The sequence below is a fragment of the Hyphomonas sp. genome (genome assembly GCF_016125515.1).
In the GTDB taxonomy this organism is placed as follows: Bacteria; Pseudomonadota; Alphaproteobacteria; order Caulobacterales; family Hyphomonadaceae; genus Hyphomonas.
On sequence record NZ_WGLO01000018.1, the window covers coordinates 26,854 to 49,278 of the forward strand.

General features: G+C 63.9%; 20 protein-coding genes. 15 read left to right on the forward strand and 5 right to left on the reverse strand.

The annotated features are described in order from the left end of the window. The first annotated feature begins 59 nt into the window (after positions 1-59). Complete coding sequence (locus GC148_RS13205; protein ID WP_291071366.1) at positions 60-590, forward strand: hypothetical protein; 531 nt, start codon at positions 60-62, stop codon at positions 588-590. Here the strand turns inward: GC148_RS13205 and GC148_RS13210 are convergent. Further along, entirely contained in the window at positions 587-1,270 is a 684-nt protein-coding gene (locus tag GC148_RS13210; RefSeq protein WP_291071368.1) for a TIGR04283 family arsenosugar biosynthesis glycosyltransferase, read from the reverse strand. The genes GC148_RS13205 and GC148_RS13210 overlap by 4 nt on opposite strands. Then, positions 1,270-2,010, reverse strand: coding sequence for a uracil-DNA glycosylase (locus GC148_RS13215; protein WP_291071521.1), 741 nt, complete (start codon positions 2,008-2,010; stop codon positions 1,270-1,272). The genes GC148_RS13210 and GC148_RS13215 overlap by 1 nt, the downstream gene beginning before the upstream one ends. A gap of 144 nt (positions 2,011-2,154) precedes the next feature. On the opposite strand from GC148_RS13215, the gene GC148_RS13220 reads away from it, so the two are divergent. From GC148_RS13220 to GC148_RS13240, 5 genes are all read left to right on the forward strand, one after another. Then, entirely contained in the window at positions 2,155-3,834 is a 1,680-nt protein-coding gene (locus tag GC148_RS13220) for an electron transfer flavoprotein-ubiquinone oxidoreductase (RefSeq protein ID WP_291071370.1), read from the forward strand. A gap of 118 nt (positions 3,835-3,952) precedes the next feature. Then, entirely contained in the window at positions 3,953-5,854 is a 1,902-nt protein-coding gene (locus GC148_RS13225) for a tetratricopeptide repeat protein (protein WP_291071372.1), read from the forward strand. 159 nt (positions 5,855-6,013) lie between these two features. After that, positions 6,014-8,578 (forward strand): penicillin-binding protein 1A, encoded by a 2,565-nt coding sequence (locus tag GC148_RS13230; RefSeq protein ID WP_291071373.1) that lies wholly within the window; start codon positions 6,014-6,016, stop codon positions 8,576-8,578. Between the two features lie 95 nt (positions 8,579-8,673). Next, positions 8,674-9,781, forward strand: a protein-coding gene (prfB, locus tag GC148_RS13235) for a peptide chain release factor 2 (protein WP_291071375.1) whose coding sequence is annotated in 2 segments (ribosomal slippage) — positions 8,674-8,742 and positions 8,744-9,781 — 1,107 coding nt in all. Because the reading frame shifts where the segments join, the coding sequence is not laid out codon by codon here. Continuing rightward, positions 9,778-10,419 carry a DUF1294 domain-containing protein gene (locus GC148_RS13240; RefSeq protein ID WP_291071377.1) on the forward strand — a complete coding sequence of 214 codons (642 nt, stop codon included), beginning with the start codon at positions 9,778-9,780 and terminating at the stop codon, positions 10,417-10,419. Before prfB ends, GC148_RS13240 begins: the two co-directional genes overlap by 4 nt. Here GC148_RS13240 and mutY read toward each other — a convergent pair. Then, positions 10,397-11,443 carry an A/G-specific adenine glycosylase gene (mutY, locus tag GC148_RS13245; RefSeq protein ID WP_291071379.1) on the reverse strand — a complete coding sequence of 349 codons (1,047 nt, stop codon included), beginning with the start codon at positions 11,441-11,443 and terminating at the stop codon, positions 10,397-10,399. The genes GC148_RS13240 and mutY overlap by 23 nt on opposite strands. A 39-nt stretch (positions 11,444-11,482) precedes the next feature. Between mutY and GC148_RS13250 the strand changes: the two genes are divergently transcribed. The 8 genes from GC148_RS13250 (at position 11,483) to GC148_RS13285 (ending at position 19,030) form a co-directional block, all read left to right on the forward strand. Next, positions 11,483-12,022, forward strand: a complete 540-nt coding sequence (locus GC148_RS13250) for a DciA family protein (protein ID WP_291071381.1) — start codon at positions 11,483-11,485, stop codon at positions 12,020-12,022. Positions 12,023-12,092: 70 nt separating this feature from the next. Continuing rightward, a complete protein-coding gene (locus GC148_RS13255) occupies positions 12,093-12,773 on the forward strand; it encodes a thioredoxin domain-containing protein (protein ID WP_291071383.1) in 681 nt (226 codons plus the stop codon). 15 nt (positions 12,774-12,788) lie between these two features. After that, the gene (locus tag GC148_RS13260) at positions 12,789-16,250 is read left to right on the forward strand and encodes an AAA family ATPase (protein WP_291071385.1); all 3,462 of its coding nucleotides are present in this window, start codon (positions 12,789-12,791) and stop codon (positions 16,248-16,250) included. Positions 16,251-16,396: 146 nt separating this feature from the next. Next, on the forward strand, positions 16,397-16,741 hold the full coding sequence (locus tag GC148_RS13265) for an AtpZ/AtpI family protein (protein ID WP_291071387.1): 345 nt from the start codon (positions 16,397-16,399) through the stop codon (positions 16,739-16,741). A gap of 29 nt (positions 16,742-16,770) precedes the next feature. After that, complete coding sequence (locus GC148_RS13270) at positions 16,771-17,517, forward strand: F0F1 ATP synthase subunit A (protein WP_366063918.1); 747 nt, start codon at positions 16,771-16,773, stop codon at positions 17,515-17,517. Between the two features lie 121 nt (positions 17,518-17,638). Then, positions 17,639-17,875 (forward strand): F0F1 ATP synthase subunit C, encoded by a 237-nt coding sequence (locus GC148_RS13275; protein ID WP_291062620.1) that lies wholly within the window; start codon positions 17,639-17,641, stop codon positions 17,873-17,875. A 31-nt stretch (positions 17,876-17,906) separates the two neighbouring features. Continuing rightward, entirely contained in the window at positions 17,907-18,467 is a 561-nt protein-coding gene (locus tag GC148_RS13280) for a hypothetical protein (RefSeq protein WP_291071391.1), read from the forward strand. Next, a complete protein-coding gene (locus tag GC148_RS13285) occupies positions 18,464-19,030 on the forward strand; it encodes an ATP F0F1 synthase subunit B (protein ID WP_291071393.1) in 567 nt (188 codons plus the stop codon). The genes GC148_RS13280 and GC148_RS13285 overlap by 4 nt, the downstream gene beginning before the upstream one ends. Before the next feature lie 75 nt (positions 19,031-19,105). On the opposite strand, the gene GC148_RS13290 is transcribed toward GC148_RS13285, so the two are convergent. After that, positions 19,106-20,041, reverse strand: a complete 936-nt coding sequence (locus tag GC148_RS13290) for a toll/interleukin-1 receptor domain-containing protein (RefSeq protein WP_291071395.1) — start codon at positions 20,039-20,041, stop codon at positions 19,106-19,108. Between the two features lie 156 nt (positions 20,042-20,197). Between GC148_RS13290 and ychF the strand changes: the two genes are divergently transcribed. Next, positions 20,198-21,295, forward strand: coding sequence for a redox-regulated ATPase YchF (gene ychF, locus GC148_RS13295; RefSeq protein ID WP_291071397.1), 1,098 nt, complete (start codon positions 20,198-20,200; stop codon positions 21,293-21,295). Between the two features lie 140 nt (positions 21,296-21,435). On the opposite strand, the gene secF is transcribed toward ychF, so the two are convergent. After that, complete coding sequence (gene secF, locus GC148_RS13300; RefSeq protein ID WP_291071399.1) at positions 21,436-22,425, reverse strand: protein translocase subunit SecF; 990 nt, start codon at positions 22,423-22,425, stop codon at positions 21,436-21,438.

Here is a 22,425-nt window from a genome sequence, read left to right on the forward strand (position 1 = left end):
CCGGAAACGGGGGTGAAACTGTCTGACGCCTCTGGGAAACGCAAGGAAGGCCCGCCGTCATGAAACCGCACGTTTACGTGATCCCGTTCCTGGCCCTCACAGTACTGGCCGGCTGTTTCATGTCGACCGAGCCGAGAATCGAGACCGGAGCGGCGCTTGGCGAAGGCCCCGTTGCCTTTTGCATGCCCGACGAACAGCCCTGCCAGATTGGACAGCCCGAGGGCGATGGCTATCTCGTGAAGGCCGAGGAAGAAGACGAAGAAGATGTCCGCCTTCGGTTCGAACCACTCACCGAAGCAGACGGAGCGACGATCTATCTCGGGGAATCGGAGCTGCGCGATGACGAGGACGTCGCCTGGAGCTACATCGTCGCCCGGGCCGACGGTGAAACGCCGGAAGGACTGATGCGCTTCACCATCATGATGCCGGGCTGCAGCGACATGGATGCGGAACAGCGCGAACGCTTCAAGATCGAGAAGGCCGACTCCTACACCTGCATGGTCGACGACATTGCCAACTTCCGCGCCTATCTCATCGAGGCGTATACGGAGCATTTCGCTGACCCCGCCTGGTGGACCGACGAAAACTAGCTGTAGGATTTCGCCAGCGCTTCCGGCTTCGCGCCAAGCAGAAAACGTGTCAGCAGCCAGGCATTGCGCCAGGCCCGCTTGTGCCAGCCATCGCGTTCATATTTGGCTGCCGACGTGCGCGCTTCCGCGTCCAGAATGACCAACCGCTTTTTGCCTATGCCCTGGACGATCATCACGTCTTCCATGAGTGGCACGTCCGCAAACCCGCCCACCTCACGATACAAGGCGCGCGAGATCAGGAGCCCTTGGTCGCCATAGGGCAGCCCCATCAATCGGGCCCGCCGGTTCGCACGTTTTTCCAGCCAGCGCGCCGCCCGCGCATCGGAGCGGAACTTCAGCGTAAAGGCCGCGGCCATGCCGGGCCGGGTGCCCATGTGCGCCGCCGCCCGCTCGGCCCAGTCCCGCGACAGCGCCGTATCGGCGTGCAGGAACAGGAACCACTCCCCGCGTGCCGCCGCTGCGCCGGCGCGCAATTGTCTACCGCGTCCCGTTTCGCTCTCGACAACATCCGCGCCGGCAGAACCCGCGATCGCGCGTGTCGCATCGCTTGATCCGCCATCCACGACAATCACTTCCCGGATGAGGCCAGCTTCCAGCCCCGGCAACAGGCTTTCGAGACACAGCGGCAGATCACCTGCTGCGTTCAAAGCCGGAATGATGATCGACAGCGGCGCCGGCATCAGCCTTCCAGCTCGGCAAGCCGCTTCTCGATGAGCATCAGGTCGCGCCAGGCACGGCTCTTGTCCTGAGGTCGGCGCAGAAGGTAGGCGGGATGCAGGATCGGAATGATCGGCACCTTGAACCCGTCCGGCGTGGAGTAGGCGTATTCGTTGCCGCGCAGCTTCATGATGCCGTCCTTGCTGGCCAGCAAGGACACCGCCGGCACACCGCCTGCCGCAATGATCAGCTTCGGCTGCGCCAGTTCGATCATCCGGTCGACGAAGGGCCGGCAAACGGCCAGCTCGTCCGGTTCCGGGTTCCTGTTGCCGCCGGGACGCCAGTAATTGACGTTGGTAATGAAGACATTCTCGGCGCGTGACCGTCCGATCGCCGCCAGCATCTTGTCGAGCAGCTGCCCGGCCCTGCCCACAAAGGGAAGGCCCCGGCGATCCTCTTCGGCGCCCGGCCCCTCGCCGATCACCATCAGGCTGGCCCCCAGGACGCCATCGCAAACCACCGCCTGTTCGCACGTCGCCTTCAGCGCGCTGCCGTCGAACGCCCGGATCGCCGCAGCAAGGGCTTCCAGCGTCTGTGCGCCTCGCGCCTCGTTGCGGGCCACATTGGCCCAGTCCGACACCGTCCGCGATGCCTTGCGCAGCGGAATGACGGCCGCCGCGTCCCTGGTCGGTTCATCCCTTTCAGGCGTCGGCGCGGTCTTCAACAAAGCGTCCACCAACGCTTTATCCACGCTCACGCCCATGTCGGCCCACCATTCGGTGAGCGCCGAAATTGGCTCTCTTGACGCAGGGGTTGGCATTGCAGACAGACTGGACCTCAAGGAAACAGGCGTTAAGTGCTTAACCGGATAGAGATAAGGCGCAAAGCGCAAACAAGGAGCTGACCTATGGCCAACGCCCCCGAACGCGAGTCGATGGAGTTTGATCTGGTGATCGTCGGCGGCGGCCCTGCCGGGCTGTCAGCGGCCATCCGGTTCAAGCAACTGGCGAACGAAGCCCGCGAGGACCTGTCGGTCGTCGTGATCGAAAAGGGCGGCGAGATCGGCGCGCACATCCTGTCCGGACTCGTGCTCGACCCCAAGGCGCTGGACGAACTTCTGCCCGACTGGCGCACCCGCGCCGACCGCCCTTTGACGACCGAAGTGAAAGTCGACAGCTACAAGCTGCTTGGTGAGAACGGCTCCGCCGAGATGGGTTGGGCCCCCTTCCCGCCGCTGATGAGCAACCATGGCTGTTTTATTGGATCGCTCGCGAATGTCTGCCGCTGGCTGGGCGCTGAAGCCGAAAAGCTGGGAATCGAAGTGTTCCCCGGCTTTGCGGCCTCGGAAATCGTCTACGGCGAGAACGGCGAAGTCAAAGGCATCGTCGCGGGCGTCATGGGCCTCGACAAGGACGGCAAGCCCGGCCCGGACTACCAGCCCGGTATGGAGCTTCTCGGAAAATACGTCCTCTTCGCCGAAGGCGCTCGCGGCTCGCTGACGAAAGATCTGACCGCCAAGTTTGGCCTGCGTGACGATTGCGACCCGCAGAAGTTCGGCATCGGCCTCAAGGAAGTCTGGTCCGTGCCAGAGGAGAATTTCCAGGAAGGCCTCGTGCAGCACACATTTGGCTGGCCCGTGATGGGCAAGAACGGCGACGGCGGCGGCTTCCTTTACCACTTCCGCGACAATGGCGAAGCGTTCGTTTCGGTCGGCTACGTCGTCCACCTCAACTACAAGAACCCCTATCTTTCGCCCTATAACGAATTCCAGCGCTACAAGCACCACGCCGATGTCGTGCGCTATCTCAAGGGCGGCAAGCGCGTCGCGTACGGCGCGCGGGCCATCACCTCCGGCGGCATCCAGTCGATCCCGCAACTCGCCTTCCCGGGCGGCGCGCTGATCGGCTGCTCGGCCGGCTTCGTGAACCTGCCGCGCATCAAGGGCACCCACAACGCCATGAAGACCGGCATGCTCGCTGCTGAAGCGGCCTTTGAGGCCGTTAGAGCCGGCCGCCAGAGTGACGTGCTGGAGAGCTATTCGGACTGCGTGCGCGAGTCCTGGGTCTGGAAAGATCTCTCGCCTGTGCGCAACATGAAGCCGCTGATGTCGAAGTTCGGCACGCTGGTCGGCGCCATGATCGGCGTGCCCGACATGTGGATGCGCAGCCTCGTCGGCTTCGGTTTCCTGCCGACGCTCCACCACACCAAGACCGATGCCGAATCGCTCAAGCCGGCGAAGTATTTCAAGCCGATCGACTATCCGAAACCGGACGGTGTGATCAGCTTCGACAAGCTGACGAACGTCTCCTTCACCAACACTTATCATGGCGAAGACCAGCCGGTTCACCTGATCGTGGCCGACATGTCCCTGCAGAAATCGTCCGAGCACGACATCTATGCCGGCCCTTCGGCACGTTACTGCCCGGCCGGTGTGTATGAGTGGGTGGGCGAAGGCGCTGACCTGAAGTTCCAGATCAACTCGCAGAACTGCATCCACTGCAAGACTTGCGACATCAAGGATCCGAACCAGAACATCAACTGGACCGTTCCTGAGGGCGGCGGCGGCCCCGCATACCCGAACATGTAATGCCAACAAAGCGGGCGGCCCGCCCCGGCCGGCCCGCCACCAGCACACCAGCGCCTTGCTCTTGCCGCACGGGCCTGCTTCACTCGCCTTTCCTTCAAAGGTGGAGTTTTCCGCGCCTATGTCCCCGAAACCCCTTCTGTTCGCTTCGGTTCTCGCTCTGGCTCTGACCGCTTGCGCAGCGGTTCCGGGCGAAGCGGGCCCCTCCGCCGCCACTGAAAGTACGCAAGTGGCCGTCCGGCTGTCTCCGGCCGCCCGTGCAACGGCTGTGTTCGAGGCCGATGGCAACCAGGCCACTTATGACGCTCCGCTCGACGCGCTGAAGGCCGGCGATACCGCCGGCTACCTTACTTTGCTGGCGCGCATGCCCGCCGACGAGCGCGACGAAGACAAGTTCGCGAATGCCTATCTGGCGCTGGACCGGGCCTCGGCCGGCGACATGGCAGCAGCGCGCGCCTATCTCAGGCTCACCGGCGATGAAACGTCGGATATGGAGCAGCCCGGTTTCTACCTGTGGGTCGATGCCTGGCTGAAAGCACTTGAAGGTGATCTTGAAGGCGCCATCAATCGCCACAGGGAAGTCGCCGGCGGCATGCCCGGCATTACGGCAGACCTGTCCCTCGCCGCGATGCTCGAAGCGGCCGGGCGCAACGATGAGGCGCTTGCCGTCTACGAAGCCCTGACCCCTACCAAGATCCAGGCGCCGGAGCACGAGTTTGACCCGCAGGGCATCATCTTTGCTCATATCAGCACGGTGATCGTCCGCCACTCGCTGCTGCTGCAGCGTATGGGACGGATCGAAGAGGCCCAGCAGGTCTACCAGCAACTCGCCGATGCCGAGCCGGAACAGGCCACCAGTTACGCCGCTGCCATTGACAGCCTGCAGACCGGCAAGAACCTCGACAATGAGCCACTGACGGTGAAGACCGGGTTCGCGCTGGCCCTGTCTGACGTATCCTACGCGATGCAGCAGCAACGCTACATCCAGACCGTGATGATGGGTGGCACGATCTCAGGGCTCGACGACAAGCGCACGGCATTCGATCTGGCGATTCTGCTGATCGATCCCGAAAACGAAAACATCCGTGCCGGCGTGATCGACGCGCTCTACAGCGAGGCGCTGTACCCGGGCGCGGCCCATGTGGCGCTGACAGCGCCGGAGACGTCGCCCTCTCTGCAGATTTCAGCGGCTCAGGCCCTGCTGATGAGCGGTGATGAAGCGGCCGCGCGATCCGCCGTCGAACGCGCCCTTGCGATCACTGACGACAAGGACCGCCTTTCGACCCTTTACGGAGCGCTGCAACTGCGCGCCTTGCTGGATGACCGTCAGGCCGCCTTTGACCTGGTGCCGGAACTGCTCGGCCTTGCCGAAAACCCTGCCGAGAAAGCTGCAGCGCTCGGTGCTTCCAGCTCGATCTACTTGCACTTTGGCGAGCCGGCAAAGGCCGCCGAATACGCCCGGGACGCCCGCACCCTCGACGATACACACGAGCGCCGGATGGTGCTGGCCGACGCCCTCGGCCAGGCCGGGCACATCAATGATGCTCTGGTGATCCTGCGGTCTGAGCGCGTCGCCCGCCCGAACGATCCTTATACGTTGAATTCGCTTGGCTATTTCCTGATCACTCGGACGGACAAGTATGAGGAAGGCTACAAGGTGCTCGCCAGAGCCCTGTTGTTGGCCGATTCGGACCCTTACATCGCAGATTCCTTCGGTTGGGCCCTTTATCAGCTCGGCGATCTGGACCGGGCCAAAGGCTTGATCGAAAGCGCCCGCGAGGAGCTATCGCCCCAGAGCCATTGGGAAATCGAGGATCATCTCGGCGACATCTACTGGCATCTCGACCGCAAGGACGACGCCCGAGCGGCCTGGAAACTGGCCCTGGACAACTATCCACCCAAGGCGGACGGGGAGCGGATCGCGGCCAAACTGGCCGATGGCCTGACCACGCCGCGGCCGGAAAAGCGCCCCCTTCCAGAAATTTCACTGGAAGACCTCGAGGTTGAACGTCAGGACATCTGACACTGGCCTCTTTTGTGCGCCGCGCGCGCGCCATAGTATCGCCGGAAACACGTGCGACCCCGTCAGCCTGCCCGGAAGACTGGGGCTGCAATGGCTTATGGCAGTCGAATCACCGCACAGGCTTAACTGATGACTGACACTCCTCCCCCGACCTTCCGAATGACCCTCGAAAAGTACTCTACTCACCTGAAATGGGCGCGGCGGCTTCTGATTGCGGGTCTCGTGCTCTTCGTGATCGCGGTGATCGTTGTGTGGGGCTATTTCGCCGCCCTTGGCCGCGATGTGCCCTCGATTGCCAAGCTGAAGCAGTACGAGCCGCCAATCACGTCGCGGGTGCATGCAGGTGATGGCACGCTGATCGCGGAGTTTGCGGACCAGCACCGGGTGTTCGTGCCTTACGAGTCAATCCCGGAACATGTGATCGAGGCCTTTGTCGCGGCCGAGGACAAGAACTTCTTCAAGCATGATGGTCTCGACTATGCGGGCATCACGCGCGGCGCGCTGAACTCGGCCAAGAACAAGCTGACCGGCGATGGCGGGCTGCAGGGCGGCTCAACCATCACGCAGCAGGTCGCCAAGAATATGCTGCTGACGCGCGACCAGAAACTGGAGCGCAAAGCCAAGGAAGCCATTGTCGCCCAGCGGATGGAGAAGGAATTCACCAAGGGTGAGATCCTCGAACTTTACCTCAACGAGATCTATCTCGGTGGCCGCTCCTATGGGGTCGGCTCTGCCGCGTTGAACTATTTCAACAAGTCGCTGACTGAACTCGACCTGTCGGAAGCCGCGATCCTGGCCTCGCTGGCCCAACTGCCCTCGGCCGTGAACCCCTACACGAACCCGGAGCGTCTGCTGAAGCGGCGCAACTACGTGCTCGGCCGCATGGTCGAAGATGGCTACATCACCCAGGAAGAGGCCGACGAGGCCAAAGCAAAGCCTCTGACGACGACCAAGCGCCTGCGTGGCCCCGAATACGCCGCAACCACCTATTTTGTTCAGGAACTGCGTCAGGACCTGATCAAGACCTATGGCGAAGACACACTCGAACAGGGCGGCCTGTCCATCCGGTCGACCATCGACACTCGTCTCCAGCTGGCCGCCCAGTCCGCCCTGCAGAACGGCCTGATCGCCTATGACCGCCGCCATGGCTGGCGTGGGCCGATCACGATTCTGCCTGTTGACGACAATGCCGTCGAAGCCCTGAAAGCCGTTAAACTGCCGGGCGGTTACGGCACCTGGGAAGCTGCACTGGTCACTAAAGTAGGCACCAATTCCGCCGACCTTCTGTTGACCGACGGCGCGAAGATCAAACTCCCCGTCGACGAGATCAAATGGGCCCAGACCTACAAGCCTGAGAAAGGCAAGGCCGGCCTCCAGGTCGGACATGTCATCCTTGCCGAACTGAAGCGCCAGGCGCTCAATCCGAGCGAAGCTAGCGCGCCGCCGGAATCGGCGGAGCTCGATCCGGATGGCAATCCGATCGCAATGCCCAACCCCGAGCCCGTCATGGTGCCGGTCGGCAACGCCACGCTGCGCCAGGTGCCGGAAGTGGACGGCGCGCTTGTCGCCCTCGACCCTCATACCGGCCGCGTTCTGGCGATGCAGGGCGGCTACTCGTTCTTCAAATCAAGCTTCAACCGTGTCACCCAGGCCAAGCGTCAGCCCGGCTCCAGCTTCAAGGCCTTCGTCTACGCAGCGGCGCTCGAAAAGGGCTACACGCCGGCCACCCGCATGCTGGACGCGCCCTTCGTGTCCTATGACGTGTCGACCCAGAAATACTGGGCACCCAAAAACTACACGGCGGGCCAGTCCTACGGCATGGTCACCCTGCGCGTGGCACTCGAGAAGTCGCTGAACCAGGTCACCGCGCGTGTCGCGCAGGATATCGGCATGCAGTCGGTCTCGGATCTGGCAGAACGTGTGGGTGTCTATGAAAAGCTGCCGCCTTACGCTGCTATGTCGCTCGGCGCCGGCGACACCGAACTGATGAACCTCGTGCGCGGCTATGCGGCCTTCGTGAACGGCGGCAAGAAGGTCACTCCCACCCTTCTGGACCGCGTCCAGGACCGCTACGGCCACACCCTCTACCGCAATGACCAGCGCGCCTGCGAAGGCTGCAAGGCCGACGACTGGAACGGCGAGGAGCCGCCGGAACTCCCTGACACGCGCGACCAGGTCGTCGATCCCATCGTCGCCTACCAGATCACGCATATGCTCGAAGGCGTCGTCGAACGCGGCACCGGTCGCCGGGCACTCCGCGTCGGCAAGCCGCTCGCGGGCAAGACCGGCACGACCGACGACTACCGCGACGCAATCTTCGTCGGCTTCTCGCCGGACCTCGTGGTCGGCGTGCGCATCGGCTTCGACGACAACCGTCCGCTGGGCGAAGGTGAAGCGGGCGGCTCAGTCGCCGCGCCGATCTTCACCGAGTTCATGGAGAAGGCTCTGGAGAACGAACCGCCGACGCCGTTCCGCATCCCGCCGGGCGTGCGCCTCGTCAAGATCGACGCGCGCACCGGCGCCCTCGCCTCCGGCAGCGGCCCCGGCGTGATCGACGAAGCCTTCCGCCCCGGCACCGAACCGGGCCTCACGGTGTTCAACGCTGCGGAAGACTGCCTGTCGATTTCCGGTTCATGCGGTCCGAGTTCGGACGGCGCCGCGACGTCTCCCGACGGCACAAATCCAGGCGACACCGCCGACGAGAACCTCGACGGCATCTTCTGACGCACAGGATGCCGCACGACGTGCTTTGACCGCCCCTCCGGGCGCGTCTATAGCGCGTTCAACATCATAGACCCGAAGTTGAAGGAGGCGCTGCCATGTCCGCCGAAATCCGTTCCCTGATCGACCAGATTCGCCAGTCAAGCGCCTTGCTACGGAGGCGTCTTTGACTGGGATACAGCCACAAAACGACTGGATGAGCTGACGGCCCTGTCCGAACGCCCGGGTTTCTGGGACGATCCGCAGGAAGCGCAGAAACTGATGCGCGAGCGTCAGAAACTGGCTGATGGTATTGCCGTCGTCCAGTCGCTCGAAAAGGACATCGCAGACGCGCCCGAACTGATGGAGCTCGCCGAAGGTGATCCCGCCATGCTGGCCGACCTGCAGGCTTCGCTCACCCGCGCGGCCGAAACCGGCGCCAAGGCAGAACTGGCCGCGCTCCTCTCGGGCGAAGCTGACGGCAATGACTGCTATGTGCAGATCAATGCGGGCGAAGGCGGCACCGAATCGCAGGACTGGGCGTCCATCCTGCGCCGCATGTATGTCCGCTGGGCCGAAAAGCACGGCTTTCAGGTCGAGGAGCTGGACGAGCGCGAAGGCGAAGAAGCCGGCATCAAATCCGCAACGATCCAGGTCAAGGGCGAGAACGCCTATGGCTGGCTGAAATCGGAAACCGGCGTGCACCGCCTCGTCCGGATTTCGCCCTATGATTCTTCGGCGCGCCGGCACACGTCCTTCTCATCGGTCAGTGTCACACCGGTGATCGATGACAAGATCGACATCGAAATCAATCCCGCCGATGTGCGCACCGACACGTATCGCGCCTCGGGCGCCGGTGGCCAGCACGTCAACCGGACCGACTCGGCCGTGCGTCTCACGCACATCCCCACCAACACCGTGGTGCAGTGCCAGAACGGCCGCTCGCAGCACCAGAACCGGGATGAGGCCTGGCGGATGCTACGCTCGAAGCTCTATGAGCTTGAGCTGCAGAAACGCAAATCCGTTGCCGATGCTCAGTATGCTGACAAGAGCGCGATCGGCTTCGGCCACCAGATTCGCTCCTATGTCCTGCAGCCCTATCAGATGGTGAAAGACCTTCGCACCGATGTCGAAACGTCCGACACAGGCGGCGTGCTGGATGGCGACATCGACCGGTTCCTGTCTGCCTCACTGGCGGCGTCGGTCGCCAAGGAAGAGACACAGTGACGAAACCGTCGCTCCCAGCGGATTCCGGCAAGAAGCCGGCAACGGTTCGTGTACGGGGGCGGCTGATCAACTGGAGCGACGAACGCGGGTTTGGCTTCCTCGCCCCCGAGGGCGGCGGACAGGATGTCTTCGTCCATGCCAGCGCCTTCGCCAAGGAGGGGCGTCACATCGAGATCGGCTGCGAGTACGCGTTTTCGGTCGATATCGGCAAGGACGGCCGCCCGAAAGCCAAGCGCGTCACGCTCGTCGTTGAGCCGAAAGCCAAGCCCAGCCTGTCCTCCCAGATTCTCCAGCGCGGCCCGCGCTTTCTGGTCATTCCGGCATTCATCTTCATCGTGCTGGCCATCGAAGCGGTCCAACCGGTCTCACCGAATTGGTTTGTCATCTACGGCGTCGCCAGTGTGGCCTGTTTCGCAGGTTACGGGCTCGACAAGCTAGCTGCTAACCAGAAAGCCTGGCGCGTTTCGGAAACCATCCTCCTGCTGATCGGTCTCGTCGGCGGCTGGCCGGGCGCGATCGTCGCCCAGGAAGTTTTCCGCCACAAAACGCAGAAGCGCTCCTTCCGTACACTGTTCTGGATGAGCGTCGCCATCAACATGGCCGCTTTCGTCCAGATCAACGTTTTTGCGACACGGTGATCCCGCCGAGCGCGGCGGCCTTGGAAAACACGGTCGGCAATCCGGCCACCTGATCCGTCTCAGCCCAGAAGCCGTCCGGCAAATCCTTGCTGCGTGCCTCGGCGCTCCACACTGTGAGGTGCAAGCTGAAATGCGTGAACACGTGGCGCACGTCTCCGGCTTCGGTCCAGACGGCGTCCAGCGGTGGCTCGTGAGGGCCGCGCTTTTCGCTCCACTCCGAGGTCGGCAAGGCCAGCATACCGCCCAGCAATCCTGAAGGCTCCCGGCGCACCAGCCACACCCTGCCCCTGCGCGTCAGCACATAGGCCGAGCCAAAACGCACCGGCCGGGCCACTTTCTCGGGCTTCACCGGGTAGCGTTCCGGATTCCCTTCCGTCCGGGCCCGGCAAAGCTCAGCCAACGGACAGAGCGCGCAGTTCGGGCTCTTGGGCGTGCATACGGTCGCGCCAAGGTCCATCAGCGCCTCGGCAAAGTCACCCGGCCGATCCGCCGGCACGAGATCGCGGGCGATCGCACCGATGCGCTTCTTTGCTGCCGCCCAATCCTCCTTCATCGCCAGTAGGCGTGCGAAAACCCTCTCGGCATTGCCGTCGACGGCCGGCGTGCGCTCCCCGAAGGCCAGCGCCGCGATGGCGCCCGCCGTGTAAGGCCCGATCCCCGGCAGTGCGCGCAGCCCGGACTCGGTCCGGGGAAAGCCGCCCAGAGCCACCACTTCGCGGGCGCACTTCAGAAGGTTGCGGGCCCGCGCATAATAGCCGAGCCCCGCCCAGGCATGCATCACGTCCTCGTCCCTGGCTGCAGCGAGGGCTTCGACGCTGGGCCACCGGGTCGTGAACGATTCGAAGTAGGGTGCAGCGTGCGGCACTGTGGTTTGCTGCAGCATGATTTCAGATAACCACACGCGGTAGGGATCGCGCGCCACGCCGCGCGGGCTGCGCCAAGGCAGCGTCCGGGCCGATCTGTCGAACCAGGCCAGTAACAAGGGCGCGAGGCGCGTGAGCGTTTTGTCACTTTTGCGGCTCATGCCTTTTCCTCGCCTCAGAAGCCGTGCAGATTTGCGATCATGGTGCAGAGATCAACCCTCGATCCGCTCGAAGAAGCCCGCGCGCTGGTCCGGCTGCGGTACACGCGGGCCCGCGCCTTGCGAGCGCCCATGAAACCGCTCTCGATCGCGGCTGACCGTGTGGGCCGAAAGACCGGCGCTGCCAAGCTGCCTCCGCTCAAGCTGCTGCAGGCGCGTTGGCGTGAGATTGCCGGCGACCAGCTCTATCGCTTTTCCCATCCCGAAAAACTGAGTTCTTCCAAGGACGGGCGCATCCTCACCTTGCGCGTCGTCCCGCAGGCCGCTCCGCTCGTCCAGCACCAGTCCGAGACCATCCGCCAGCGCGTTTCTGTCGCCGCAGGCGGTGACATTACCGGCATCCGCATCGTGCAGGGCACCATCTCCCGCGGCGCCGAAACGGTCACCTATCGCCCCAAGGCTCGCGCCCTGACGAGGGACGAGGCCGCAACCCTCGAATCAGGCGCCAATCAGATTGAAAACACACGCCTGCGCGCCGCATTTGTGGCTTTGGGCAAGGCTGTGCTATCGGCGGACCCGTAAACAACGAGCCCGGTTTCCTTAACCATTTGGCAACCGGTGCGACTCATTCCTTAACGCGAGGCTTATGACCATGGCATCTCTTTCCCGGCGTTTGGCCCTTTTGGCCGTTTCGGCCCTGGCCCTCGTGGCTTGTGGCGCAGCAAACAGTGATGGCAACAAGACCGAAACGCCCGCTGCGGCGTCCAGCACGGTCGAGGCCGGTGAGCTTGGACACATCAAGGGCGACAAGAATGCGCCGATCACGCTGGTCGAATACGCTTCGCCGACCTGCCCGGCCTGCAAATACTTCCACGACTCCATCCTGCCGACGCTCGAAGAGAAGTACATCTCGACCGGCAAGCTGAAGCTCGTCTACCGCGAATTCCCGATTCACGGCGCCCCGGACGTCGCGGCCTATGTAGTCGCGCGATGCGCCGGAGACGACAAGTACTTCGACGTGCTCGACGACCTGTTCGCCAATCAGGAAGGCATCGTCCAGGCTGCCCAGGTCGGCGCACTCGGCGGCATGCTGAAGACTGTGGCCAAGCGCCACGGCATCGAAACCGACGAAGCCTTCGACGCTTGCATGGCGGACCGGTCGATCCGCGACAAGCTCGCCGCCGTCTACCAGACTGCCGAACAGTACAACGTCAGCGGCACCCCCACTTTCATCCTCGACGGCAAGGTGCGTGACTTCGACGGCGACTTCCGATCGGCCGAAGGTTTCTCCCGCCAGATCGATGCCCTGCTCGCCGAAAAGGGCGTGCAGTAGCCATGAGGTCCCGGCATGCAGATCACTGAACTTCGCATTGCCGGCTTCAAGTCGTTCGTAGACCCGCAGACCGTTCCGATCGAGCCCGGACTCACCGGCATTGTCGGACCGAACGGCTGCGGCAAATCCAATCTCCTGGAAGCGCTGCGCTGGGCGATGGGGGCCAATTCCGCCAAAGCCATGCGAGGCGGCGAGATGGACGACCTGATCTTCTCAGGTGCCCAAGGCCGGCCCGCCCGTGAGACGGCGGAGGTCATCCTCGTCCTCGACAACTCGAAGCGCACCGCGCCGCCCGAGTTCAACGGCGCCGATGTGCTGGAAATCGAGCGCAAGCTGAAGCGCGGTGCCGGTTCCAGCTACCGGATCAATGGCCGCACCGTGCGCGGCAAGGATATCCAGCTCCTCTTCGCTGACGCCTCGACCGGTGCAAACTCGCCCGCCCTCGTCCGGCAGGGCCAGATTTCCGAACTCATCGGCTCGAAGCCGCAGAACCGCCGCCGCATCCTCGAAGAAGCGGCCGGCATCGCGGGCCTTAACAGCCGCCGTCATGAAGCCGAGCTCAAGCTCGACGGCGCAGAAGCCAACCTCCTGCGGCTGTCGGAAGTCTCGGCCGAAGTCGAGCGCCAGCTCGCCAGCCTCAAGCGCCAGGCCTCCAAGGCCCGCCGATACCGCAAGCTCTCTGAAGAGATCCAGGCGCTCGACGCCCTCGTCGCGCATCTGCGCTGGGCCGAAGCGCGCCAGACGATGGATATCGCCCGCACCCAGCTCGACACGCTGAAGCGTCAGGTCGAGGAGCTGTCGCGCGAAGACGCGATGCGCGAAAAGGAGCGGATCGAAGCCGGCGAAGGTCTCGCCCCCTTACGCGACGCCGAAATGGAGGCTGCCGCCCGTCTGGGTCAGGCCCGTATTACCCTTGCCAAGCTCGAAACCGAGCGCCGCATCGCCGCTGACGCGCACGCCCGCCTCGAAGCCGAAGCGCTGCGCCTCGTTGACGACCTCGCCCGCGAAACCGCCGCCCACGTCGAAGCCGCCACCGCGCTGACGCAGGCGAAGGACGAACTTGCCGCCCTTCCCGAAGAAGACGCCGCGTTGACCGCCCGCCTCGAACAGGACGCCCGTAGCGCGCTCGAAGCCGCCCGCGCGGAGCTGGCCGAGGCAGAACGCGCTGCAGATGCGGCCCAGCAGAGCTTATCCGAACTGCGCGCCCGCCGCCGCGCGGCAGAAGAGAACGCCGCGGCGCAGTCACGCCGCAAGGAACAGCTGACGGCCGAAATCAATCGCCTCAAGACCGAGATGACCGGCCTTGAGGACGCAGGCATCAACCTTTTGCACCTTCGCCAGGCCAAAAATGCCGAAGCCGAGGCCCAGATCGCGCTCGACGATGCCGAACGCGCGGTGGAGATGGCTGAGGCTGACCTCGCCCGCGCGCGGGTCGCCGAAGGCGAAGCACAGCCTCCCCACGACGCGGCCAACCATGCCGTGCGCGCGCTCGAAGCCGAGATCGCGGGTCTTACCCGCCTGATGCGCCGCGCCGACCAGACCTCGGCACCGCCGGTGCTGGACCGCCTGCGCACCCGCGACGGTTTCGAAAAAGCGGTCGCAGCTGCGCTAGGCGACGACATCGAAGCGTCGACTGATCGCGGCGCGGCGCTCTACTGGAATGGAGCCACTGCAACGACCCAACCGCTGCCGGACGGTGCTGAACCGCTGACGCACTATTTGGAAGCGCCGGGCGAACTGGCCGCGCGCCTTTCACAGTGCGGCCTTGTCAGCCCTGCCGATGGCGCACGCCTCGCGGCCGGCCTCAATCCGGGCCAGCGCCTTGTGTCGCGCGAAGGACATCTCTGGCGCTGGGACGGTTTCATCCGCACGCCCGACGCGCCGGTCAGCGCCGCCGCCCGCCTTGAACAGAAAGCCCGGATCGAAACCGCGCAGGCCGAACTGGCAAGCCGCCAGGCGGAACTCGCCGAACTCGCGGCCCAACTCGAAGCGGCCCGTGCTGCACGCCTCGCGGCTGAGGAAACGCTGCGCCACCTCCGCCTGTTCATTGCGCCCGCCCAGCGTGCGCTGACGGATGCCCGCGCTGCCGCCATCGAGGCGACCCAGGCCAACGAGCGTACCCAGCTGAAGCGCGAAGCCGGCACCGAAGCGCTCGCACGCGCCGAAACCGATCTGGCCGCCATCGCCGAACTTCTGGCCCTCGCCACGCCGGGCGCCGGCGCCGAGGAAGAAGCCGCTCTTGAAGAGGTCTATGGCAAGGCGCGTGAAACGCTCGCTTCTGCCCGCATCCGCGAAACCGACGCGCGGGGCGAACTTTCAGACTTTCTGCGCGGACGCGAACAGGCCGCTGCCCGCCGAATCGCGCTCGCCCGCGAAGTCGACGCCTGGACCACGCGCCTCGCGTCAGCCGCAGAGCGCCTGACGCAGGTCACTGAGCGCCGCGCAGACGTGGCCGCCTCGGTCGTCGCCTCCAAGCAACGGCCCGAGGCCCTGCATGCCGAAATCGAAGGTCTCGCCTCCGAAACCGAACGCCTTGAGCTGGAACGCCAGCAAGCTGCTGATGCCCTCGCCCGCAAGGACGCCGCCATTCGCGAAGCCGACGCCGCCGCCCGCCGCGCTGCCACCGCCGCTGCAGAGGCCCGTACTCAGCTCGCCGCCTGGTCGGTGAAACTCGAGAACGCAGAAACCAAGCTCGCCGACTGCATTGAGCATGCGCGCACCAACTTCCAACGCGCGCCCGAAGGCCTGCTCGCCATAGCCGAAGCCGGCCTCGATGAAGACGAAATGGGCGCCTTCACGCCCCGCGGAGCCGAAGCGAAGCTCGATGGCCTGCGCCGCGAACGCGACCAGCTTGGCGGCGTGAACATGAACGCCGAAGAGGAAGCTGCGGAACTCGAATCCCGCCTCGGCGTCCAGATTGCCGAACGCGACGACCTGACCGCCGCCATCGCCAAACTGCGCGAGGGCGTGGAAGCCCTGAACGTCGAAGGCCGCCAGCGCCTCGTCGAGGCTTTCGAAACGGTCAACGAGCACTTCAAAGCCCTGTTCACGGCGCTGTTCGCCGGTGGCCAGGCCGAGCTACGCCTCGTCGACGCCGACGATCCGCTGAATGCCGGCCTCGAAATCTTCGCCCAACCGCCGGGCAAGAAGCTCGGCACGCTGGCGCTGATGTCGGGCGGTGAGCAGGCCCTGACGGCCTCCGCGCTGATCTTTGCCGTGTTCCTGTCCCGTCCCGCTCCGATCTGCGTGCTGGACGAGGTGGATGCGCCGCTGGACGATGCCAACGTCGACCGCTTCTGCAACATGCTGAACGAAATGCGCCTGCGAACTGACACCCGATTCGTCGTGATCACACACAATCCGGTCACGATGAGCCGGATGGACAGGCTTTTCGGGGTCACGATGCGCGAAAAAGGCGTCTCGAAACTGGTTTCGGTCGACCTTGAAGCCGCCGAGCGGCTTGTTGCGGCGGAGTAGCGCAGCCGCGCACCCGGTTTATTCAATAATTTCAAGGCGCTCAATCGCCGGGAATTCCGTTGACTTGGCAGGGTGGCGCTCATAGTTTGCGCGAAATTTGATGGGGTGGTGTACGTCGTCCCTTTGTCGTTGGCAGGAGCCTTCAGATGTCCGGACCTGATCCATCGGATCTCGGCGACCGGATCGCTAAGGCCCAGGCCAAACGGGCAGAGAAGGCGAATCGGGCCGAGCGCCAGCGGAAGGAAAGCATCAACAAGCCGGCGAGCATGGCCCTGCGCTACAGCTCGGAACTTGTGGGCGCTGTCGTCGTTGGGGTCGGCCTGGGACTGCTGATTGACCATTTCGCGAACAGCTCGCCCTGGGGCCTGCTCGTAATGATGGGGTTCGGCATGGCGGCGGGACTACGAAACCTCATGCGGGCAGCTAAGAAGATGTCCGAAGATGCACAAAAAGCGGCGGAAACGCCCGAACCGACAGACGAGAAGACCTGATGAACCTGCCTTTCCCCGGTTTCCCTCCGATGGTGGCGACCGACCCCATCCACCAGTTCAAGATCTTCTCGCTGCTCGAGTGGAATGCGGCGGGCTACAACCTGTCCTTCACCAACTCCAGCTTCTGGATGATGGTCTCGACCGGTCTTGTGCTCACCATCTTGGGCCTCGCAGCCTCGCGCGGCGGCCTGATTCCCAACCGCCTGCAGTCGCTCGGTGAACTGTCCTACGGCTTTATCGCTGATATGGTGCGCTCCACTGCCGGTGAGGAAGGCCTGAGATTCTTCCCGTTCGTCTTCACGCTGTTCTTCTTCATCCTCGGCGCGAACATCGTTGGCATGTTCCCCTACGCCTTCACCACCACCAGCCACATCGCCGTAACGGGCGCGCTGGCCGTTGTGGTCATCCTGATTGTCATCGGCTACGGCATTTACAAGAATGGCCTTGGTTTCTTTGGCCTTTTCGCCCCTCACGGCGTGCCGCTGCCGGTCATGTTCTTCCTGGTGCCGATCGAGATCATTTCCTTCCTCGCGCGCCCCATCACGCTCGGCATGCGTTTGTTCGCCAACATGCTGGCCGGCCACATCATGCTGAAATTGCTGGCTATTTTCGTGGTCATGCTGGCCGGCGCTGGCCTCGCCTGGGCCGCATGGGTGCCCTATGTGCTGCTGATCCCGATCACCGCGCTCGAATTCCTCGTCGCCTTCCTTCAGGCGTACGTTTTTGCCCTTTTGACCTGCGTTTACCTCAAGGATGCGATCCACCCCTCGCACTGACAGGAGAAACCAACCCGCCGGTGCGTCCAAACGCACCAAGACTGCCCCTTGACGGTTCCAGCGGAACACGCTTCACGGGCCCCACATCAACCGAATTCAAAGATTCCAACAGGAGACTCCCATGGAAGGCAATATCACCGAAGGTCTGCGGTACGTCGGCGCTGGCCTCGCCACGCTCGGCATGATCGGCGCCGCTATCGGCGTGGGCAACATCTTCGGCTCGTTCCTCGACGCCGCGATGCGCAATCCCTCGGCCGCCCCGCAGCAGTCGGGCAACCTCTTCCTCGGTATGGCCCTCGCAGAAGCCCTGGGCCTCTTCGCGTTCGTCATCTCGATGCTGATCCTGTTCGCCGCTTAATTCCGGCAACAGGTAAGGAGCTGGGCACGCCATGAGCTTGCTGGCATTTCTCGCAGAAACCGCTGCCCACGGCGGCGAGCATGGCGAAGGCGTGAAAGCGCCCTTCCCAGCGTTCGATCCGACGTGGTTTGCGTCGCAGCTGTTCTGGCTCGCAATCTTCTTCCTGGGGCTCTACTTCGCCCTGGCGCGCTTCGTCCTGCCGAAGCTCAGCGACACGCTGGAGAAACGCGCCAACCGGATCGCTGCCGATCTCGACGAAGCCGCCCGGTTGAACAACCAGTCGGTCGAAGCGCAGAAGGCTCTCGAACTCCGCCTCGCCCAGGCCCGTGCGAAAGCCCGCGAAACCGGCGACAAGGCGCGTGAGAAAACCGAAGCGGAACTCGCAACGGAAACCGCACGCGTCGATGCCGATCTCGCCCGCAAGCTTGAAACTGCTGAAGCCCGCATCTCCAAGCTGCGCGCCGATGCGATGAAGAATGTCGAGCAGATCGCTGTCGATACGGCCGAAGCGATGACCGCCCGGCTCGGCGTCAAGGCATCGAAGGCCGACGTCAAGAAAGCCGTCGCGGCAGCCTTGGAGAAACGCGGATGACCCTGCGCACGCTCACATCGGCCTTCGCGGCACTCGTCCTCGCGCCTACTGCATTGGCCGCCGAAGGCCAGGACACGCTGCTGACCCCGTTCACCGACACCGTCACGCACCTCGTGATGATCGGTATCGTGATTTTCTTCGTGATCGTTTGGCGCGCCGGTGCGTTCAAGGCGATCCTTGGCGGCCTCGACACCCGCGCCGAAGGGATCAAGAAGGAACTGGAAGAAGCGGCCAACCTGCGTGAGCAGGCCGCTGAAGCGCTGGCCCTGGCCGAGCGGCGTCAGCAGGACGCCGACAAGGAAGCCGAAGCCATCATCGAACAGGCGAAACGCGACGCCAAGACGATGCTGGAAGAGGCCAAGAAAGACCTTACGGACAAGATCGCCCGCCGCGAAGCCCAGGCTGTGGCGCGCATCGCCCGCGCTGAAGCCGAAGCCGCTGAAGAAGTCCGCCGCGCCGCTGCGGACGCGGCGACCGAAGCAGCCCGCCGCGTGATGGCGGACCAGACCGGCGTCGACCAGTTCGAAGCGGCCGCGCGCGAGATCGAAAAAGCGCTAAGCTGATCGTAACAGGCCTCTGACCCAACAAAAAAGCCGCCGGAAACCCGGCGGCTTTTTTTTATTCCAGCTCTGAAGCCCTCAGGAGGGGTCCTCAGCCGTGTCGTCGACGATCTGCGGCTTGGTGTCATCGATGATCGGATCCGGCTCCAGCACCGTCAGCAGCGCGCGTGGCACGGTTCCAGCCGGACAGGTCGACAACTGCGAATTGGCGATCGCCACACTGGACACATTCGGCCGGGCCGCCGGTTGGGTGCGGAACACCCAGGCGAGGAACAACATTGCACCGATCGCGAGGCTCACGGCTGCCATGGTGCCGAACCCGAGCGCCTCTTCAACGAGGTTGGCGGACGCGACAGCGCCTTCGGACGCGAGCGGGCTCGCGCCATTCTTGCGGCCATTGCCGGGCGCGGCCGGCGGCGGTCCGGAATTGCCGCGCAGCGAGGCGGCGGCCAGCGCAGCCGCGCCGATGGCTTCGCGCGCCGGTGCCGGCTTGATGCCGAGATCCTTCTCGCGTTTTTTCTTCGCATCGAGGGCCAGCGGGTCATCCGGGTGGGCGGCCAACCAATCGATCCGCTCGTCCTCATCCTGCGCGCCATAGCCCAGCCAAACCCGCAGGTCGGTCCGGCCCTGGCGGCGGCCAAGCTCATCGACCATGTCCAGGAAGCCCGGCGGCGTCTTGCGGGACGTCATGCCCTCCAGCGCAAAGCGTTTGTGCTGGCGGAACGGCTCATACGGGATCGCCTTGTCGAGCGCGGCCTCCACCAGCGCATCGCCGCGCGAATGCCCGACAGCCGAAGCCGCGCGCACCCAGTCGCTCTTCACGGCATTTGCCGACCAGAGCACCAGCATCACCTGCGAATTCATCGCATCGCGCGCATCCTTGGCGTCGAAGATCTCGTCTTCCTGCTTCTGGTCGAACCAGACGCGGAACTTGAGCGACCGCAACCGCCGCGCGACCAGCTTCGCGGTGTCCCGATCCTCAAGGGCGGAGACGAGGAAGATGTCGTAACTCATGGGCGCGTGTACCCTTCTGATACGGTTAACCACGGCAGAATACCCCCGCGGTCTGGCCAGGCCAGCCATTTAAGCTGCCAAGCGATTTTTGTGCCTGTTTTTGCACTGAGAAAGCGGGTAAGGCGCCGGTTCAGCCAATCCGGAGGTCAAGGCGCCATGGGCTTCAAATGCGGAATCGTGGGACTCCCCAACGTGGGCAAGTCCACCCTGTTCAACGCGTTAACCCAAACGGCGGCGGCGCAGGCGGCCAACTACCCCTTCTGCACCATTGAGCCCAATGTCGGCGAAGTCGCCGTGCCGGAGCCGCGCCTTGACGCGCTGGCAAAGTTGGCCGGGTCGAAGGAAATCATCCCGGCCCGCATGAATTTCGTGGACATCGCCGGCCTCGTGGAAGGCGCCAGCCAGGGCGAAGGCCTCGGCAACAAGTTCCTCGCCAACATCCGCGAAACCGACGCGATCATCTATGTGCTGCGCTGTTTCGACAATGACGACATCACGCACGTGCGCGGTGTCGTCGATCCGGTGGCGGACTTCGAAGTCGTCGAGACCGAGCTGATGCTGGCCGACCTCGAGAGCCTCGAAAAGCGCAAGCAGAACGTGATCAAGAAAGCCAATTCGGGCGACAAGGATGCCAAAGCCCAGGTCGCCCTGATCGACCTTGCGCTCGCGGAGCTGACCCAAGGCCGCCCTGCCCGCCACGCCAAGGTGCCGGCCGACGACCAGCGCGCCTGGCAGATGCTGCAGCTTCTGACCTCCAAGCCCGTGCTGTTCGTCGCCAACGTCGATGAAGCGAGCGCCGCGACCGGCAACGCCTATTCCAAGCGGGTCGAAGAACGCGCGAAGGTCGAAGGCGCCGGTTGCATCGTCTTCTCGGCCCAGATCGAAAGCGAACTCGCCCTGCTCGAAGGCCCGGACCGCGGTGAATATCTGGAATCGCTCGGCCTCACCGAACCCGGCCTGACGCGCCTCATCCGCGCCGGCTACGAACTCCTCGGCCTGCAGACCTATTTCACCGTCGGCCCCAAAGAGGCCCGCGCCTGGACGATCAAGAAAGGCTGGACCGCGCCAAAGGCAGCCGGCGTCATCCACGGCGATTTCGAGAAGGGTTTTATCCGGGCCGAGACGATCGCCTTTGCAGACTTTGTGGCGTGCAAGGGCGAAGTCGGCGCCAAGGATGCCGGCAAGATGCGTTCGGAAGGCAAGGAATACATTGTCCAGGACGGCGACGTGATGCTCTTCCGGTTCAACGTCTAGAGTACACCGAACACAATCAAGCCGCAGGCACGGGCACTTTCCTGTTCTGGGCTTTCCTGGGTCAGATCGGCGCGAACAAGGCACTCACCCCGGACGTGCTCGATGATATCGCTAACCTGTTCGAAACCTGATCCTGTCGATCAAACGCCCTGAAAGCCCGGCGTGTCGTCGACGGTCTTCTTGGTCAGGTCCATGCCGAGCGAGAGCACGATCGACGAGGCGATGAAGATCGACGAGTAGGTACCGATCACGATGCCCCAGATCAGCGCGAAGCTCATGCCGCGCAGGACCGGGCCGCCGAGGAAGAAGATTGCCAGCAGCGCCAACAGCGTCGTGCCGGAGGTCAGCAAGGTGCGCGACAGGGTCGAGTTCAGCGACAGGTTAATCACGTCGCGGTCCGCCATCTTCTTGTACTTGCGCCGCTCTTCCCGCACGCGGTCGAACACGACAACTGTGTCGTTCATCGAGTAGCCGATGATCGTCAGCAGCGCGGCGATAGTGGTCAGGTTGAATTCAAGCTGCAGCGCGGAGAACACGCCAAGCGTGATGATGACGTCATGCGCAAGCGCGGCCACGGCGCCGACCGAAAACTGCCACTCGAACCGGTACCAGATATAGGCCAGCATCAGGATCAGCGCGACCACGAGCGCGGTGATACCATCCCGGAACAATTCCTTCGACACTTTCGGGCCGACGGTATCGTTTTTCAGAAGATCCGTAGCCGGATCGATGCCCAGCTTCTCGACAAGGTTGCGCACCACCAGTTCGTTGGTTGCGCCGCTCGCGCGCTCTTCCTTCTCTGCGGCGCTGAGCGCCTGGAATTCCGGGCCCAGCAGGGCTTCCGGCGCTTCGCCGAATTTCACCACAACGATCTTGCGCGCATCCGTGCCGACCGCGGCGTTGACGTCGGCGCTGAAGGGGATCGCCGCACGCACCGTGCTTTCATTGATGGTCTCGGTTGCGTTCAGCTCCATGGCGGTGCCGCCGGCGAAGTCGACGCCGAAGTTCAGGCCGCGCGTACCAAGGAAGAAAATCGATGCCGTGAGCATCAAGAGCGAGAACAGCGTGCCCGCCATGCGCAGGCTCATGAAATTGAGGTGCGTCTCTTTCGGCCAGATCTTCATCAGCAT